The organism is Hydrogenophaga taeniospiralis CCUG 15921, assembly GCF_001592305.1.
GTDB classification, from domain to species: Bacteria; Pseudomonadota; Gammaproteobacteria; order Burkholderiales; family Burkholderiaceae_C; genus Hydrogenophaga; species Hydrogenophaga taeniospiralis.
In genome coordinates, this window is sequence record NZ_BCWR01000001.1 from 678,149 (window position 1) to 694,182 (window position 16,034).

Consider the following 16,034-nt stretch of genomic DNA (forward strand, 5'->3'; position numbering starts at 1 on the left):
GCGCCGGGCCGCCCCAAGCAAGCTCGCACCGAAGTGCGCAGCACGAAGGTAGGCCCATAAGCCTTCAAAACCTCCCCCCGGGGAGGTCCTGCTTTGCCAGGTCCGATGCCCGCGCCGTGTGGCGCTGGCGTCGGACCCCGCCCCCCTGGATCCCAACGATGTCGATTGCACGCCTTTTCTCGGCCGCGCTGACCGCCGCCGCTGTGTTGCTGAGCCCACTCGGCAACGAAGCCCAGGCACAGGCCTACGAGGCCCATCTGCCCGCCGACCTGGCCACCAACCCCGAGCTGTGCGCCCTCGTGTCCTGCGCGGACGTGTTCCCGGGCGCCCAAAGTTTTTCCCAGCGCATGGGCCAGCCACCGTATGTGGAGGCCTATGGCGACGCCGACCCGCAACAGCCGGGCAAGAAGACCCTGCTGGGCTACGTGATGCTCTCGACCGACATCACCGACACGCCGGCCTATTCCGGCAAGCCGGTGGTCACGCTCATCGGCATGGACGTGCGCGGCCGCTACGTCGGCGTGAAGGTGCTCAAGCACTCCGAGCCCATCCTGCTGCTGGGCATTCCCGAGTCCACGCTGGTCAACTTCAACAACCAGTACCTCGGCAAGTCGGTCACCGACCAGATCGAGGTCGGTCCTTCGCGCCCGGACGAAAACATCCTGGGCCTGGACGCCATCTCCGGCGCCACCGTCACGGTGATCGCGCAGAACCAGGTGATGCAACTCTCGGGCGCGGCCGTGGCCCGCCAGGTCGGCATCATCGAACCCACCCGCCGCGACCTCGCCCGTTTCGTGACCAGCGGCCGCCCCTACCGCTGGGACGAGCTGGTGAAGATGGGCGCGGTGCAGCGCCTGCGCGTGATGCCCGAGCAGCTGGGCCTGGAGCGCAGCGCCGAGCCCTTCATCGAGCTGTGGTTCGGTGACCTCAACCACCCCGATGTGGGCCAGAGCCTGCTCGGAAAATCGGGCTTCGCCACGCTGCGCTCGCGCCTGAAAGACAGCGAACAGGCGCTGTTCGTGGTGCGCAGTGCCGGCATCGAATCCTTCAAGGGCTCGGGCTTCGTGCGCGGCGGCATCTACGACCGCATCCAGGTCAAGCAGGGCGCCGATGCCTTCACCTTCCGGGACCTGGACTCGTTCAACCTCTATGGGCTGGAAGCCGAGGGGGCGCCGCGCTACTCCGAGTCGGCGATCTTCGTGATCCGCTCCGAGAGCTTCTCGGCGGCCTACCCCTGGAAGCTGGCCTTCCTGGGCAACCGCGTGGACCGCGCCACCGGGCACCGCAGCTTCGCGGTCTTCGAGACGAAGTACTGGCTGCCCGCCGAGATGCTGCAAGGCGGCCGCCCGGTGGTCACCGAGCCCGATGCGCCCTGGGTGCGCATCTGGAAGTCGCGCGCCATCGAGATCGCCCTCTTTTGCGCCCTGCTGCTGGGGGTGGCCGTGGTCTATGGCCTGCGCGACCAGCTCACGCGGCGCTCGACCCACAAGAACAAATGGCCGGTCAACGCCTTCAAATACTCGGCCTGGGCCATCAGCATCGGCTTCGTCGGCTTCGGCCTCATGGCGCAGCCCTCCATCACCCAGGTGCTGACCTGGTTCCACGCCCTGCTGTTCCAGTGGACCTGGTCGCTGTTCCTGTCGGACCCGTTCATTTTCGTCTTCTGGGTCTTCATCATCATCACCGTGTTCGTGTTCGGGCGCGGGCTGTTCTGCGGCTGGATGTGCCCCTTCGGCTCGTTCTCCGAGGCGCTCTACAAGGTGGGGCGCGTGATCGGCCTCAAACGCTTCCAGACCAAGCTGCCGCAGGTCTGGCACGACCGGCTCAAGTGGCTGAAGTACGCCATCTTCTTCGGCCTGTTGGTGGTGTCCATGTTCTCCATGGGCCTGGCCGAGGTGCTGGCCGAGGTGGAGCCGTTCAAGACCACCTTCCTGGTCGGCCTCACGAACCGCAGCTGGCCCTACGGGCTGTTCGTGGTGGTGATCCTGGGTGCGTCGTTGTTCATCGAGCGCCCCTACTGCAAGTACATCTGCCCGCTGGGTGCCTCGCTGGCCATGCCCAGCACCTTCCGCTGGTTCGGCCTGCAGCGCAAGCAGGACTGCAACAGCTGCAAGGCCTGCGCCGTGGGTTGCGGCGCGCAGGCGATCGACGCCGATGGCCGCATCGACCACCGCGAGTGCCTGCACTGCCTGGACTGCATGGTGCTCTACACCGACCAGAAGGGCTGCCCGCCGCTGGCCAAAGAGCGCAAGCGCCGCGAACGCGACGGCCTGCTCATCACGCCGATCGGGCGCAACGGCTATTTCATCCCCATCGAACCGGTCTCGCCCGTCAGCGCCCGGGCCGCGCAGGGCCCCGATCCGCGCATGCCCACCGCACCGGCCCAGCCCTGGCCCGGCGGCCGCGCCCCAGGCCTCAAAGGTCTGTGGCAGGAGGTGCAGCACCACCTGTGGCCCTGGAGCCGCGACGGCTGGAAGAACCAGCGCGCCCTGCAGTTCGCCGGGCTCTCGCTGGCCCTGGCCGCGAGCGTGGCCTGGCTGCTGGCGGCCGACGGGCGGCTGTCGGCCAGCGCCATCATCGGCTGGTGGTTCGGCTGGAGCGTCTACGAGGTGCTGATCCGCATGGCGGGCAAGCGCTACGTGAAGGACGGCCCGTGGTGGCAGGTGCGCTACCGCGTGGCGAACTGGATGGACATGCTCAGCTACGTCGGCTTCAAGAACCTGCTGATCGGCGCGACGCTGTTCCTCGCGCTCAAGACCCTGGGGCACCTGGCGTGAAGACCCACAGCTCCTGGCGCCAACGGCTGGCCTGCGTGTGGCTGCTGGGCCTGGCCCTGCCCGCGTGGTCCGCCGTGTGGCGTGTGGAGCCGGGCGGCGACATCCAGGCCGCCGTGGCGCAGGCCGCGGCCGGCGACGTGGTGGAAGTGGCGCGCGGCTTCTACAGCGTGAACCTGCGCATCGACAAGCCCCTGACCCTGCGCGGCATCAACCGCCCCACCCTCAGCGGCGGCCAGCGCGGCGACACCATCCGCGTCGCCTCGCCCGATGTGCTGATCGAAGGCCTGATCGTGCGCGACTCGGGCACCAGCCTGAAGAGCCAGCACGCGGGCATCTACGTGCAGCCCGGCTCGCACCGCGCCGTGGTGCAGCGCTGCGACCTGACCTACAACCTCTTCGGCCTGTGGATCGAAAAGGCCAACGGGGTGCGCATCGAACACAACCGCATCACCGGCCTGCGCGACCTCAACTCCTCGCAGCGCGGCAACGGCATCCAGCTCTACAACACGCAGGGCGCGCGCATCACCGGCAACGACATCAGCTTCGTGCGAGACGCGCTCTACGTCGACGTGTCCCACAACGCCGAGTTCCGCGGCAACCGGCTGCACCACAGCCGCTACGGCTCGCACTACATGAATTCGTACCACAACCTGTGGGAAGACAACGACAGCTACTACAACCGCGGCGGCCTGGCCCTGATGGAGGTGCGCGACCAGGTGGTGCGCGGCAACCGCACCTGGGGCAATTCCGACCACGGCATCATGCTGCGCACCCTGCAGGACTCGGTGATCGAAGACAACGTGGTGGCCGGCAACGACCGCGGCTTCTTCATCTACGACGTCGAGTACGTGACCCTGCGCAACAACCTGGTGGTGGACAACCACGTGGGTGTGCACCTGTCCGCCGGGTCCACGCGCAACCAGGTGGTGGGCAACGACTTCATCGCCAACCGGGAGCAGGTGCGCTACGTGGGCGCGCGCGACGAACCCTGGGGCCAGCCCACGCCCGGCCAGGGCAATTACTGGAGCAACTACCTGGGCTGGGACCGCGACGGCAACGGCATCGGCGACCTGTCCTACGAAGCCAACGACCTGGTGGACCGCCTGCAGTGGCGCCACCCTTCCATTCAACTCTTGCTGGGCAGCCCCGCCGTGCAGGCACTGCGCGTGCTGGGGCACCAGTTCCCGGTGCTGCGCGTGCCCAGCGTGATCGATCCCCATCCGGCCATGGCGCCGAAACACCCCCACTGGAGCACATGGCGTGACAAGTATTTCCGCTGAAGCCCTGCACCTGGAGGGCGTCACCAAACCCTACGGCAGCCGGCGTGCACCGCTGCTGGCGCTGGACAACGTGAGCCTGCGGGTGCCGCGCGGCCAACTCTTCGGCCTGATCGGCCACAACGGCGCCGGCAAGAGCACGCTGTTCAAGCTCGTGCTCGGCCTTATCACCCCCAGCCAGGGCCGCATCCAGGTCAACGGCTGCACGGTGAACGGCCCCGACTTCCGCACCACGCGGCGCGCCCTGGGCTACCTGCCCGAGAACCTGGTGCTGTACGACAACCTCACCGGGCTGGAGACGCTGCGCTTTTTCGCACGCCTCAAGGGCGCGCCGCAGACGCAGTGCGCCGCCCTGCTCGACCGCGTCGGCCTGACGCGGGCGGGTGGGCGCGCGGTGCGCGAGTACTCCAAGGGCATGCGGCAACGGCTGGGTTTTGCCCAGGCCCTGCTGGGCGACCCCCAGCTGCTGCTGCTCGACGAACCCACCACCGGCCTGGACCCGTCGGCGATCCGCGATTTCTACGACCAGCTCGACCTGCTGCGCTCGCAGGGCGTGACCCTGGTCATCAGCTCGCACATCCTGGCCGAACTGCAACAGCGCGTCGATGCCCTGGCCATGCTGAGCAACGGCCGCGTGTGCGCGCAGGGCACGGTGCAGGCGCTGCGCGAGCGCTCGCGCATGCCCCTGGTGTTCCAGCTGCGCGCCGCGCCGACCTGGCTGCAGACCCTGGCCACCGAGCTGCCTGGGCAACTCGCCGGCGCCGACGTCGTGCTGCAGCAGCGCGAACCCGGCCTCTTGGAACTGCGCTGCCCCCGCGAACACAAGATGCGGGTGCTGGCCTGGCTGGCCAACGCGGAGCTGAGCGACCTGCAGATCCACGAACCCTCGCTGGAGGACGTGTACTTCGGCCTGAGGGAGGCACCATGAACGTTTCATTGCAATGGCGCCAGGTGCAGGCGGTGGCCGCCAAGGAATTCCGCGACCGGCTGCGCAACCGCTGGGTGCTGGCAGTGGCCGTGGTTTTCACGGTGTTCTCGCTGCTCATCACCTACTTCGGCTCGGCCGCGCAAGGCCAGATCGGCCCGCGCTCGATCGAGCTCACCATCGCCAGCCTGGTCAGTCTGGTGATCTACCTGATCCCGCTGATCGCGCTGCTGCTCGGCTTCGACGCCATCGTCGGCGAGCGCGAGCGCGGCTCGCTCGACCTGCTGCTGGCCCTGCCCATCACGCGGCTGGAACTGCTGCTGGGCAAGTACCTCGGGCTCGCGGGTGCGCTGACGCTGTCCACCGTGTCAGGCTTTGCGCTGGTGGCCCTGCTGCTGTACCAGCGCTTCAGCTGGGCCGGCCTGTACCACTACGCCGGCTTCGTGCTCAGCTCGGTGCTGCTGGGCCTGGCCTTCCTGAGCTTGGCGGTGCTGCTGTCGGTGCTGGCCCGCGACCGCACCCGTGCCTCGGGCCTGGCCATCGCGCTGTGGTTCGCGCTGGTGCTGGTGTTCGACCTGCTGCTGCTGGGCCTGCTGGTGGCCACCGGCGGCCAGTTCGGCGGCCAGGCCTTCGCCTACCTGCTGCTGCTGAACCCGGCCGACATCTTCCGCATCCTCAACGTGTTTTCGCTCGACGACGTGCAGCGCCTGTACGGCCTGGCCAGCATCTTGCCCCCGGCGCTGAGCCAGGTGGGCTGGCTCGGCAGCGCCATGCTGGCCTGGATCGTCGCGCCTCTTGCCCTGGCTTCCTGGAGATTCCGACCATGAACACTTCTTCCAACGTCACCCTGAACCGCCGCCGCCTGCTGTGCGGCTGCGCCGGCCTGGCCACCCTCAGCCTGCTGGGCTGCGGCCAGAGCGGCGCTGCGGCCAGCAGCGCCCCGGCCGAGATCGACGCCCAGGCCAGTTGCTCGCTCGACGGCATGCTGCTCGCCGACTACCCCGGCCCCAAGGGCCAGATCCGCTACGACGGCGTGGCCGAGGTGCAGTGGTTCTGCGATTCGGTGGAACTGCTGTCGGTGCTGCTGGCGCCCGAGCAGGTGCGCGCGGTGCAAAGCGCCCATGTGCAGGACATGGCCCTGGCCGACTGGGACCAGCCCCGCGGCCACTGGATCGACGCGCGCCAGGCGCTCTACGTGCTGGGCAGCAAACGCCACGGCTCCATGGGCCCCACGGTCGCGAGCTTCGCCACCGAGACCGCCGCGCAGGCCTTCGTGCAGCAGCACGGTGGCCGCCTGCTGCGCTACGCCGAGCTCCAGCCCGGCATGGTGGACCTGAGCGGCGGCGCGCTGCACGACACCCGCATGTGATGCCATCGCGCCGCACCGTCATCGGCTTGTCGCTGCTGGGCGGCGCGGCCGTGTTCGCCGGCCTGGGCTACCGCTCGGTGCGGGGCGCCACGGCGTCTGCCCCCGCAGACGCGGCGCTGCCCGACGACGTGTGCCTGACGGCCCCCACCTTCTCCTACGATCCCGCCTCGGGCCTGCCCCTGCGGGCGGCGCGCGAGGTGCCGCCCGAAGCCCGCTGCCCGGTCTGCGGCATGTTCCCGGCGCGCCAGCGGCGCTGGGCGGCCCAGGTCATCTTCGACAACGGCGACGTGCAGTACCTCGACTCCCCCCTGAGCCTGTTCCTGTACCTGCAACGGGTGCCGCGCTACACCGCCGGCCAGAGCGCCGCCCGCATCCTGGCCTCGTACGTCACCGACCTGGACACCGGCGCCTGGACACCCGCCGAGCAGGCCTGGTATGTGCACGGGTCGAGGCAGATGGGCCCGATGCGATCGGGGAACCTGCCCGCGTTCGCCACCCTGGACCAGGCGCGCGCCTTCGCCGCGCGGGAAGGTGGCGAATGGCTCACGGCCGCGCACTTGCGCCAGGGCCTGCCCGCATCGCTGCAGCGGCTCGCCCCGCACACCCACTGAAGCCCGGCCCACTTTGATGCGTGTCAAATCCGAGACTAATTATTCATATAGAATGAATATTAAAATCCACCCACCCCTTTCACCACCTCACACAAGGATTCCCCCATGAACGCCAAGAACCTTCTCCTGATCCTGGGCTGCAGCGCTGCCCTGATGGCCTGCGGCGACAAGCCGGCCGACACCACCGCGGCGCCGGCCGCTCCCGCCCCGGTGACCGCTGCGCCCGCACCGGCCCCGGAACCCGCACCGGCCCCCGTGGCCGAGAACGCCGTGGGCAAGAAGGTCTATGGCTCGGTGTGCTCCATGTGCCACGCCGCCGGTGTGGCCGGTGCTCCGAAGCCCGGTGACAAGGCCGACTGGGGCCCGCGCATCGCGCAAGGCAAGGACACGCTCTACAAACACGCCGTCGAAGGCTTCACCGGGGCCAAGGGCATGATGCCGGCGCGCGGCGGCGGCAGCGCCCTCACCGACGACGAACTCAAGGCCGCCGTGGACTACATGGTCGCCCAGTCGCTCTGAACCCACCTGGCCCCACCATGACCCACCTGCTCCAACGCCGCCAATGCCTGGCCGGGCTGGGCGGCCTGCTCGTCGCCGGCCTGGGCATGCGCCCGGCGCTGGCCAGCCCCGACGTTCACCGCGCGTCCCACGTCCTGATGGGCACGCGGGTGGACATCGTGGCGCAAGGCGACAACACCGGTGCCACGGCGACGGCCGTGCAGGCGGCGTTCGCGGAAATGCAGCGCCTGGAACGCATGATGAGCCGCTACCGCGCCGACAGCCTGGTGAGTGCGATGCACCGCAGCGCAGGCCGGGGCCTGGTGGAGGCGCCGCCCGAACTGATTTCGGTGCTGCAGCGTGCCGCCGAGCTGTCCCGGCTCAGCGAGGGCGCTTTCGACATCACCGTGGGGGCCTACCACGGCTGGTCCTTCGACCCGCGGGATGCCCGCATGCCCGCGCCGGAAGAGCTGCGCCGCGAGCGCCGACTGGTGGATTTCCGCGACGTGTTGGTCGACCCCGCGACGGGCCAGGCCGGCCTCGGCCGCCCGGGCATGCGCATCGACCTCGGGGGTGTGGCCAAACTGCCCATCCTGCAGGCAGGCCTGCGCGTGCTCGAACAACACGGCCTGCGCCACGCCATGGTCAATGGCGGTGGCGACGTGCTCACGCGCGGCCAGCTCCAGGGCCAGGACTGGCGCGTGGGCATCCGCGACCCGCGGGCTCCCGAGCGGCTGATCCACACGGTGCAGGTGCGCGACGCCTGCGTGGCCTCGTCCGGCGACTACGAGCGTTGCTTCGTGCGCAACGGCCGGCGTTACCACCACCTGCTGGACCCGCGCACGGGCATGCCCAGTCGCGGCGTGCGGGGTGTGGTCACGGTGTCGCGCCCGTCCGATCCGGTCAACGGCCTCGGCGCCGCGATCATGGTGGCGGGCGCCACGGCGGGGCGGCATCTGCTGTCACCCCTTCGTGAAGTGGACAGCCTGATCGTGGATGCGGATGACCGCGTCTGGAGAACGGGATAACCCCCCGCGTGGGAGTGGGATCACCCCCCGCGTCGCCTTCGGCGCCACCCCCCTGGGAGGGGGGCGACACCAGAGGCCCGGCGAAGCCGGTTCCTCGGTGTCTCTGTGATGGAGGACCACTTCTAGCGTGGTGGATCGCGCTCCGGCGCGATCGGGGCTGTCAGCCGGCCTTGGCTTTGGCCTTGGCCGGCTTGCGCGCGGCCGATGGCCGTTTGGCGGCAGCGGCACTGGCCGTTGAGGCTGGCGCTTTCTTCGGCATCTTCAACGATGCGAACTGGATCGGGATCAGGTGGGGCAGCAGCCCAGCCTGGGCTTTGCTGGTGGCCACGGGTGCCAGCAGGTCGGCCAGCGTGACGCCGTCGAGCACATCGAAAAAGCCCTTCATGGCTTTGTACAGCGCGTCCTTGAGTCGGCAATAGCCGTCGAGCCGGCAGGTGTTGTTCTTCTTGTCAAAACACTCCACCAGGGTCATATCGGTCTCGGTCTGGCGCACGATCTCGCCCAGGGTCAGCTCGTTGGCCGGCTTGAGCAGGCGCAGGCCGCCGCCCCGGCCGCGCGTAGTCGCGATCCAGCCATTGGCGGCCAGGATCATCACGATCTTGGTGAGGTGGCTGCGCGAAATGCCGTGCGCTTCGGCAATCTCGTTCACCGTGGGCGGGTGCTCGCGCCCATCGCAGGCCGCGCAGTACATCAACACGCGCAGGCTGTAGTCGGTCCATTGGGTGAGTCGCATCGGGTCATCGCCCTGTGAAAAGACGAGGTTGGTTCAACAGGTTTCACTGTACCGTCAAAAAACGGGACGCACGCCCACCGGGCGCCGCCGGGACGGAACGAAAGACGCTCAACCCCTCAGTCCTTGAGGATGGCGCCCGTGCCGTCCTGCACCTGCACATGGATGGGAATGCCCTGGCGCACGCTCATGGACACGGTGCAGAACTCCTCGAACTGCGCGAGCACGCGGTCCAGGTGCTCGATGCTGGCCGCAGCCTGGCCCAGCTCCAGCTTCACGTGGATGCCCACGATGCGCAGGCGCTTGTTCTCGTTGCGGCCCATTTCGGGCGTGGCGGTGGCCACCAGCGTGCCCGGGTCCTGTTTGAACTTCTGCAGCGAAAACAACAGGCTCGCGCTCAGGCAGTTCGCCACCGCCGCCAGCAACATGTGGTCGGGCGCCGGGCCGCTGCCCTGGCCCAGCGGCGCGGGCTCGTCGGCCAGCAGCGACGGAATCGCCGCGCCAAAATCGACGAGGAACTGGTAACCCGACTGGCGGGTGATGGTGACGCTGGCGTTGTCGCTCATGCGGGGTCCTTCGGTGGGGGTTGCGGGGGAATGCCCGCATCTTACCCATCCCCCCTGGAGTATCAAGCCACCCCAGGCCCTAGCCGCCGCCCCGCTGCATGTACAGGTCGAAGCGCTTCATGAACGCATGGCGCTGTGCGGCGTCCAGCCCGTCAAAGACAAAACCCACGTGCAGCACGGGCATGCGCATGAGCGCGATCACGCGGGGTGGCCGGGTCTGCCAGCTTAGTTGCAGGGAGCCCGGCGGTATGTCCACTCGCACCGTGTAGTCCTCGCGCTGCCAGGCACAGCCCCCGATGGCCGCAGGCAGCCAGCCCAGCCACTCGGACTCAGTGCAGCCCATGTCGCGCTCGAAGCGCTCCGCATAGCTCGACTGCATGTCAGACGCGCCATCGCGCGGTCCACGATCCGACTCGGAGGAAGTGGTCCAACCCAGAGACACCGAGGAACCGGCTTTGCCGGGCCTCTGGTGTCGCCCCCTTGAGGGGGTCGCGCGCAGCGCGGCGGGGGTGCTTCATATTCACCCGCCCGCGATGGGCGGCCAGATGGCCAGCACGTCGCCCTCGGACAGCGTGGTGCTCATGCGCTTGTCGGGCTCGACGTATTTGCCGTTGACCAGCACCAGGTGCACCAGCTTGGGCGGCAGGCCAAAGGGTTCGATGATCTGGCTGATGGGCGCGTCCGGACTCACCTCCAGCGACAGCTGGTTGCTGCGCCGCGCGTCGGCGGGCAGGTAGTCGGTCAGTGTGGCAAAGAGCTTGAAGGTGATGCGCATGAGAGACATTGTGATCACCGGCGGCGTTCGTCGGCGGCGCCGCTCCAATGACCTTGCCCTTGTGCGCTGGACAGGTAGGCGTCCATCAGCTTCGTGGGGTCGTGCATGAGCCGGTCTTTCCATTCCCCCAGGCGCACCTGGCCTTCGACCAGGCCGCGCATCACGCCCACGTGATCGGTCCAGCCCACGGAATTGCAGCCGACCATGACGTCGCCCTGGAACTGCAGGCTCAGGTGCCGGCCGGCGGTCTTGTCGGTCAATTCCACGTGCTCCCCACCGGGCACGCCCTGCCAGTTGCCAAAGCTCGTGGAGATCATGCCCAGCGTGTCGAGCACGTTGATCTGTGTCACGCCCGGCAGGCTGGTCGGCTGGCCGATCATGTTGAGCGCAGCCACGCGGGCCTGCTCGGCGGCGTTGGGCTGGATGGCGCTGACGATGGTCTTGCCGCTGACCTTGTCATAGGCTTCGGCGCAATCGCCCGCGGCGTAGATGCCGGGCACGTTGGTCTGCAGGTGTTCGTCGGTCAGCACCCCCACCAGGCAGCGCACGCCGCTGGTTTCCAGGAAGCCGATGTTGGGGCGCACCCCGGTGGCGCTGATCACAAGGTCGGCCTCCACACGTTCACCGCTGGACAGGCGCACCTGCATCTTGCCGTTGGGCTCGGACGCCGAACCGATGCCAACCACCTGCGCAATCTTGCCCAGCAGGCCGGGCTCGGCGCCGTTGCCGCGCTCGATGGCCTCGACCCGGGTGCCGGTGAACACCTTCACGCCGTGGTTCCCGCACCAGTCCTTGATCATGCCGCCCGCGGTGGGGCCCATCATGCGCGGCACCATGCGGTCGCCCATCTCCACCACGGAGAGTTCCACACCGCGCTTCTGCAGCGCTTCCATGATGATGCAGCCGATGAAGCCTGCGCCCATCTGCAGCACCTTGGCGCCGGGTTTGGCCAGGTTGGCGATGGCGCGCGCGTCGGCCAGCGTCCAGCAGCTGTGCACGCCCGGGCCGTCGATGCCGGGAATGGGCGGCGTGGCGGGCGACGAACCGGTGGCGATCAGCAGCGTGTCAAAGCCCAGGGTGTTGCCGTCGCTCAGCTCGACCGTGCGCTTGGCCGTGTCCAGCCGTTTGGCGCGCACACCGCGCAGCAGCTGGATGTTGAGCCGGCTGAAGTGGTCTGCCGTGTGGCGCAGGTGCGTGCCCTCCTCGCCCACCTTGCCGATCAGCAGATAGGGGATGGCCATGCGCGAGTACGGGGCCTCGTTCTCGTCGCCCACGAGGGTGATCGGATCGTGGGGCGCGTGCTTGCGGATGGTCTCGGCCGCGATGACACCGGCCGGACCGGCACCCAGGATGACGTGGTGTCGAACGTGGGGGTTCATGTTTTCTCTCCAAAAAAAGATAGCGGCCAGAGACCGCTACTTCGTTGCTTCCGGTCATTGGGGGTCAGAGCACACGCCTTGCGCTTCGCTCCAGTCGGTGATCCGACCCCCAATGACCTGCGTGGTTTCTGGCGACTCAGAGGCTCAGCCGCGCCTTGGTGGCGGCGGTGGGGCGGCCTTCCGGGTCCCAGCCGCGTGCGGCGTAGTACCTGGGCAGCATCTCGGGCAGCTTGCTGACCATGCCCTTGGAGGCACCGGTCTTGGCCGCTTCGGTCAGCAGGCGCTTGGGCAGGTTGTCGTCCTTGGCGGTGAAGCCAGCGGCGTTGTTGAATTCGCGCTCCATGTTCCAGATGCGCTCACCGATCTTTTCCAGCTCTTCGGTGGTGAACTCTTCGTTGCACGCGGCCTGCAGCTGCGGCGCCAGATCGGCCACGCCCCAGGCGAAGGTGGTGAACACGCACAGGCCCGACGAGTCGAACGCGGCGGTGGCGTCCTGGAACGCCTTCACCAGCTCCGGCTTGCCTTCGCTCTCGACCGGATCGGTCTTGACCGGGATGCCCAGCACTTCGGAGGCGATGGTGTAGCCACGCAGGTGGCAGGCACCGCGGTTAGACGTGGCGTAGGCCAAGCCGATGCCCTGGATGGCGCGGCCGTCGTAGGCCGGGAATTCCTGGCCCTTGACGCTCATGGACAGATCCGGGTGACCGTATTTTTCGGTCAGGCGCTTGGAGCCCTGGCCGATCTCCTTGCCGAAGCCTTCGCCCTTGGCGGTGATCTCGGCGAAATGGGCCAGCGCCTGGGCCGAGCCGAACTTGGCGTCGATGCCGAGCTGCTCCGCGGTGAGCACACCCATCTCGTACAGTTCCATCACCGCGCCCACGGTGGCGCCGAAGCTGATCGGGTCGAAGCCCTCTTCGTTGCACAGCATGTTGGCGTATTGCAGCGCTTCGAGATCGTTCACGCCGTTGGCCGCGCCCAGCGCCCAGGCCGCTTCGTACTCCAGACCGCCGTTGGCGCCCCAATACTGCGGCTTGTTCTGCACGGTGAAGTGGCCTTCGTCCATCTTGCTGATGCGCCCGCAGGCGATGGTGCAGCCGAAGCAGGCCTGGTTGGTCACCAGGTGCTTCTTGCCATCGCTCTCACGCGGCGTGGCCATGGCTTCGGCCGAGATGTCTTTCGCGCCTTCGAACTGCACGTCGCGGTGGTTGCGCGTGGGCAGCGCGCCCATCTCGTTGATCACGTTCATCAGCACCTGGGTGCCGTAGGCCGGCAGGCCCTGCCCGGTCACGGCGTTCTCGGCCAGGATCTTCTTCTTCTCGAAGGTGACCTTCATGAAGGCCTTGGGATCGCGGATGTTGCCCACGCCCTTGGTACCGCGCACGGCGATGGCCTTGAGGTTCTTGCTGCCCATCACGGCGCCCACGCCCGAGCGGCCGGCCGCGCGGTGCAGGTCGTTGACCACGGCGGCGTACAACACGCCGTTTTCACCAGCCTTGCCGATGCTGGAGACGCGCAGCAGCGGGTCTTGCAGGCTGGACTTGAGGATTTCCTCGGTCTTCCACACGCTCTGGCCCCAGAGGTGGCCGGCGTCGCGCAGTTCGGCGGTGTCGTCGTTGATGTAGAGGTAGACCGGCTTGGCCGACTTGCCTTCAAAAATGACCATGTCCCAGCCGGCCATCTTGAGCTCGGCGCCCCAGTAGCCGCCCGAGTTCGAGCAGGCGATGGCGCCGGTGAGCGGGCCCTTGGTGATGACGGTGTAGCGCCCGCCGGTGGAGGCCATGGTGCCGGTCAGCGGGCCGGTGGCCCAGATGATCTTGTTGTCGGCCGAGAGTGGATCGACCTTGGGGTCGACTTCGCTGATCAGGTACTTGCTGCCGAGGCCGCGCGAACCGAGGTAGGCGCGGGCCCACTCCATGTTCAGCGGTTCGGACTTCACGGTGCCCGCGGTCAGGTTGACGCGGAGGATTTTTCCAGCCCAAGACATGTTGTGCTCCTTGAATGTGTTGGGGGGATCAGGCGGCAGCGGCCGGCTGGTTGCCCAGCTTGTCGGCCCATTGCTTCATCTTGTCGATGCCGGTCCAGTTAGCGTCCACGAAGGTGATCGCCGCGGTGGGGCAGGCTTCGGCGCAGGCCGGCTCACCGCCACACAGGTCGCACTTCTGGACCTTGCCGGTTTCCTGCACGTAGTTGATGGTGCCGAAGGGGCAGGCGATGGTGCAGACCTTGCAACCCACGCAGGTCGCGTCGTTGACCACCTTGGCGCCGGTCATCTTGTCCACCGTGATCGCCTCCACCGGGCAGGCGTGCAGGCACCAGGCCTCGTCGCACTGGGTGCAGGTGTAGGGCACTTTCTTGCCGGTGTGATGGAAGTCGAACACCTTGATGCGCGACTTGGAGGTGGCGTAGACGCCGTAGTTCTCGAACGAACACGCCATTTCGCACTGCAAGCAGCCGGTGCATTTGTCCGGGTTGATGTGCAGGACTTTCTGCATGAGGGGTCTCCTGGTGGGTAGCGGCACCACTTATGCAGCGCCTTGCCTATGAAAGGAAATACCTATGCATTGTTGAAGCCCCGTTGCCGTTTTTGTTCAGGGTTATCCCGTAGGCATGACCCGCCAGGGTGGAAATTCTCAAAATGAAACAGCACCCCGCTTGGCATACTTGCTGCTGTATGTTGTGTGATTGAGCTTCACTGCGCCATAACGAGACAGGCCATCCATGAACAACAGCCAGCGCCCACCGGTCACCACGCCCCACAACCCCAGCGACCGCCTGGCCATGATCGACAACGCGCGCCGGGCGGTGCTCGGTGGCGGTGGTGCCGCCGGCAGTGGCCTGCGCATCGCCCCCTGGATCGAGCGCTCCTGGCGCCGCTGCCTGGCGCAGGGTTTCCAGCCCCGCCAGCCCCTGGCGTTCGACCCGGTGCCCGGCCCCGCCATGAAGCGCGTGATGGAGGCCAACCAGCCCCTGCTGCGCGCAGCCGCACCGGTGATCCAGTCGCTCGCGCGGGCCATGGCCGACACCCGCTACTTCGCCATCCTGACCGACGCCCAGGGCGTGGTGATCGACGTCAACGGCCCGATCGACCACCACGACCGGCGCGCCAGCCTGATCGCGCGCGTCGGGGTGGACCTGTCCGAACACCGCGTGGGCACCACCGCCATCGGCGCCACGCTGGCCGAGCTGCAGCCGGTCTGGCTGCACCGGGGCGAACACTTCTTTGACGCCACCAGCGCCTACAGCTGCGCGGGCGCTCCACTGTTCGGCCCCGACGGCCGCTGCGTGGGCATGCTCGACCTCACGGGCGTCGACGTGCCCGAACGCCCGGCCCTCAAGCACCTGGTCAGCCAGTCGGCACTGAGCATCGAAAACGCGCTCACCCTGGCGCTGCCGTACCACCTGCTGCTGCGTCTGAACTGGCCAGGTCGCACGCCAGGGGAAGACAGCGACGGGCTGGTGTGCGTGGACCGCGACGGCGTCATCGTCGGCACCAACCGGGCCGCGGCGGACATGCTGGCCCTGGCGTCCGGCGCGCCCTGGCCGCATTGCAGCGACGTGTTCGCGATCCCGTCCGACTGCCTGTTCGATGCCGCGCGCGCCCAACGCGGCACGGTCGAACTGCCGTTGTGGTCAGGCCTGCGCCTGCAGGTGCTGGCCCGCTTCAACGACGGGCGGGCCAGCACCGCGCCGCAACGCCCGATCGCCAACATGGGCGCGCCGCTCAGAGAAGTGGAAACCGCGCTGATCCGCCGCGCGGTGGAAGAGGCCCGCGGCAACGTGATGCAGGCCGCCCGCGTGCTGGGCATCAGCCGCGCCACGGTGTACCGAAAAATCGGAAGAAAGTGACCCCCCCCTGCGCCGCTGCGCGGCTTCCCCCCAGGGGGACCACGCCCTTGGACCGGCAGAGCCGGAGCACACGCCCCACCCCCGTCGCTTGTTCGCTGCGCGTAACCACTCCGCCCCTCAAGGGGCAACGCGAGCGGCCCGGCAAAGCCGGTTCCACCGCGTTCTGCGTCGATACACATTCTCCGGAAGAGTGTTTGGAGAACGTGAGGGATTCAATCGCCCGAGATCCTATCGGAGCAGCGTGCCTTCACCC

16 protein-coding genes are annotated in these 16,034 nt (G+C 68.0%); 9 read left to right on the forward strand and 7 right to left on the reverse strand.

Going from position 1 to position 16,034, the window contains the following annotated elements:
- Positions 1-158 precede the first annotated feature (158 nt).
- From HTA01S_RS03100 to HTA01S_RS03135, 8 genes are all read left to right on the forward strand, one after another.
- Positions 159-2,777, forward strand: coding sequence for a NosR/NirI family protein (locus tag HTA01S_RS03100; RefSeq protein ID WP_068167065.1), 2,619 nt, complete (start codon positions 159-161; stop codon positions 2,775-2,777).
- 41 nt (positions 2,778-2,818) lie between these two features.
- Positions 2,819-4,057, forward strand: a complete 1,239-nt coding sequence (locus tag HTA01S_RS03105; protein ID WP_245637988.1) for a nitrous oxide reductase family maturation protein NosD — start codon at positions 2,819-2,821, stop codon at positions 4,055-4,057.
- On the forward strand, positions 4,038-4,982 hold the full coding sequence (locus tag HTA01S_RS03110; RefSeq protein WP_068167066.1) for an ABC transporter ATP-binding protein: 945 nt from the start codon (positions 4,038-4,040) through the stop codon (positions 4,980-4,982). The genes HTA01S_RS03105 and HTA01S_RS03110 overlap by 20 nt, the downstream gene beginning before the upstream one ends.
- Entirely contained in the window at positions 4,979-5,806 is an 828-nt protein-coding gene (locus HTA01S_RS03115) for an ABC transporter permease (protein WP_218017297.1), read from the forward strand. The genes HTA01S_RS03110 and HTA01S_RS03115 overlap by 4 nt, the downstream gene beginning before the upstream one ends.
- Positions 5,803-6,348 (forward strand): nitrous oxide reductase accessory protein NosL, encoded by a 546-nt coding sequence (locus HTA01S_RS03120; protein WP_068167068.1) that lies wholly within the window; start codon positions 5,803-5,805, stop codon positions 6,346-6,348. Before HTA01S_RS03115 ends, HTA01S_RS03120 begins: the two co-directional genes overlap by 4 nt.
- Complete coding sequence (locus HTA01S_RS03125; protein WP_068167069.1) at positions 6,348-6,959, forward strand: nitrous oxide reductase accessory protein NosL; 612 nt, start codon at positions 6,348-6,350, stop codon at positions 6,957-6,959. Before HTA01S_RS03120 ends, HTA01S_RS03125 begins: the two co-directional genes overlap by 1 nt.
- A gap of 105 nt (positions 6,960-7,064) precedes the next feature.
- Positions 7,065-7,478 carry a c-type cytochrome gene (locus tag HTA01S_RS03130; protein WP_068167070.1) on the forward strand — a complete coding sequence of 138 codons (414 nt, stop codon included), beginning with the start codon at positions 7,065-7,067 and terminating at the stop codon, positions 7,476-7,478.
- Positions 7,479-7,495: 17 nt separating this feature from the next.
- Complete coding sequence (locus HTA01S_RS03135) at positions 7,496-8,485, forward strand: FAD:protein FMN transferase (protein ID WP_157571943.1); 990 nt, start codon at positions 7,496-7,498, stop codon at positions 8,483-8,485.
- A 160-nt stretch (positions 8,486-8,645) separates the two neighbouring features.
- Here HTA01S_RS03135 and HTA01S_RS03140 read toward each other — a convergent pair whose 3' ends face one another.
- From HTA01S_RS03140 to HTA01S_RS03170, 7 genes are all read right to left on the reverse strand, one after another.
- Complete coding sequence (locus tag HTA01S_RS03140) at positions 8,646-9,218, reverse strand: RrF2 family transcriptional regulator (RefSeq protein WP_084235797.1); 573 nt, start codon at positions 9,216-9,218, stop codon at positions 8,646-8,648.
- Between the two features lie 116 nt (positions 9,219-9,334).
- Positions 9,335-9,781 (reverse strand): OsmC family protein, encoded by a 447-nt coding sequence (locus HTA01S_RS03145; protein ID WP_068167072.1) that lies wholly within the window; start codon positions 9,779-9,781, stop codon positions 9,335-9,337.
- Positions 9,782-9,860: 79 nt separating this feature from the next.
- Positions 9,861-10,160 carry a hypothetical protein gene (locus HTA01S_RS03150; RefSeq protein ID WP_068167073.1) on the reverse strand — a complete coding sequence of 100 codons (300 nt, stop codon included), beginning with the start codon at positions 10,158-10,160 and terminating at the stop codon, positions 9,861-9,863.
- Positions 10,161-10,301: 141 nt separating this feature from the next.
- Positions 10,302-10,556, reverse strand: a complete 255-nt coding sequence (gene thiS, locus HTA01S_RS03155) for a sulfur carrier protein ThiS (protein ID WP_068167148.1) — start codon at positions 10,554-10,556, stop codon at positions 10,302-10,304.
- A 14-nt stretch (positions 10,557-10,570) separates the two neighbouring features.
- Positions 10,571-11,935, reverse strand: a complete 1,365-nt coding sequence (locus tag HTA01S_RS03160; protein ID WP_068167074.1) for an NAD(P)/FAD-dependent oxidoreductase — start codon at positions 11,933-11,935, stop codon at positions 10,571-10,573.
- A 136-nt stretch (positions 11,936-12,071) separates the two neighbouring features.
- Positions 12,072-13,919, reverse strand: coding sequence for an aldehyde ferredoxin oxidoreductase family protein (locus tag HTA01S_RS03165; protein ID WP_068167075.1), 1,848 nt, complete (start codon positions 13,917-13,919; stop codon positions 12,072-12,074).
- Between the two features lie 28 nt (positions 13,920-13,947).
- The gene (locus HTA01S_RS03170) at positions 13,948-14,427 is read right to left on the reverse strand and encodes a 4Fe-4S dicluster domain-containing protein (protein WP_068167076.1); all 480 of its coding nucleotides are present in this window, start codon (positions 14,425-14,427) and stop codon (positions 13,948-13,950) included.
- A 226-nt stretch (positions 14,428-14,653) separates the two neighbouring features.
- Here HTA01S_RS03170 and HTA01S_RS03175 point away from each other — a divergent pair, with 226 nt between their 5' ends.
- Positions 14,654-15,781, forward strand: coding sequence for a helix-turn-helix domain-containing protein (locus tag HTA01S_RS03175; RefSeq protein WP_068167077.1), 1,128 nt, complete (start codon positions 14,654-14,656; stop codon positions 15,779-15,781).
- The last annotated feature ends 253 nt before the right edge of the window (positions 15,782-16,034 follow it).

Bases quoted from the DNA above. Each gene is read 5' to 3' on its own strand.
- HTA01S_RS03100 (WP_068167065.1), top strand. From the start codon at position 159: ATGTCGATTGCACGCCTTTTCTCGGCCGCGCTGACCGCCGCCGCTGTG.
- HTA01S_RS03115 (WP_218017297.1), top strand. From the start codon at position 4,979: ATGAACGTTTCATTGCAATGGCGCCAGGTGCAGGCGGTGGCCGCCAAG.
- HTA01S_RS03120 (WP_068167068.1), top strand. From the start codon at position 5,803: ATGAACACTTCTTCCAACGTCACCCTGAACCGCCGCCGCCTGCTGTGC.
- HTA01S_RS03125 (WP_068167069.1), top strand. From the start codon at position 6,348: ATGCCATCGCGCCGCACCGTCATCGGCTTGTCGCTGCTGGGCGGCGCG.
- HTA01S_RS03130 (WP_068167070.1), top strand. From the start codon at position 7,065: ATGAACGCCAAGAACCTTCTCCTGATCCTGGGCTGCAGCGCTGCCCTG.
- HTA01S_RS03135 (WP_157571943.1), top strand. From the start codon at position 7,496: ATGACCCACCTGCTCCAACGCCGCCAATGCCTGGCCGGGCTGGGCGGC.
- HTA01S_RS03140 (WP_084235797.1), bottom strand. From the start codon at position 9,218: ATGCGACTCACCCAATGGACCGACTACAGCCTGCGCGTGTTGATGTAC.
- HTA01S_RS03145 (WP_068167072.1), bottom strand. From the start codon at position 9,781: ATGAGCGACAACGCCAGCGTCACCATCACCCGCCAGTCGGGTTACCAG.
- HTA01S_RS03150 (WP_068167073.1), bottom strand. From the start codon at position 10,160: ATGCAGTCGAGCTATGCGGAGCGCTTCGAGCGCGACATGGGCTGCACT.
- thiS (WP_068167148.1), bottom strand. From the start codon at position 10,556: ATGCGCATCACCTTCAAGCTCTTTGCCACACTGACCGACTACCTGCCC.
- HTA01S_RS03160 (WP_068167074.1), bottom strand. From the start codon at position 11,935: ATGAACCCCCACGTTCGACACCACGTCATCCTGGGTGCCGGTCCGGCC.
- HTA01S_RS03165 (WP_068167075.1), bottom strand. From the start codon at position 13,919: ATGTCTTGGGCTGGAAAAATCCTCCGCGTCAACCTGACCGCGGGCACC.
- HTA01S_RS03170 (WP_068167076.1), bottom strand. From the start codon at position 14,427: ATGCAGAAAGTCCTGCACATCAACCCGGACAAATGCACCGGCTGCTTG.
- HTA01S_RS03175 (WP_068167077.1), top strand. From the start codon at position 14,654: ATGAACAACAGCCAGCGCCCACCGGTCACCACGCCCCACAACCCCAGC.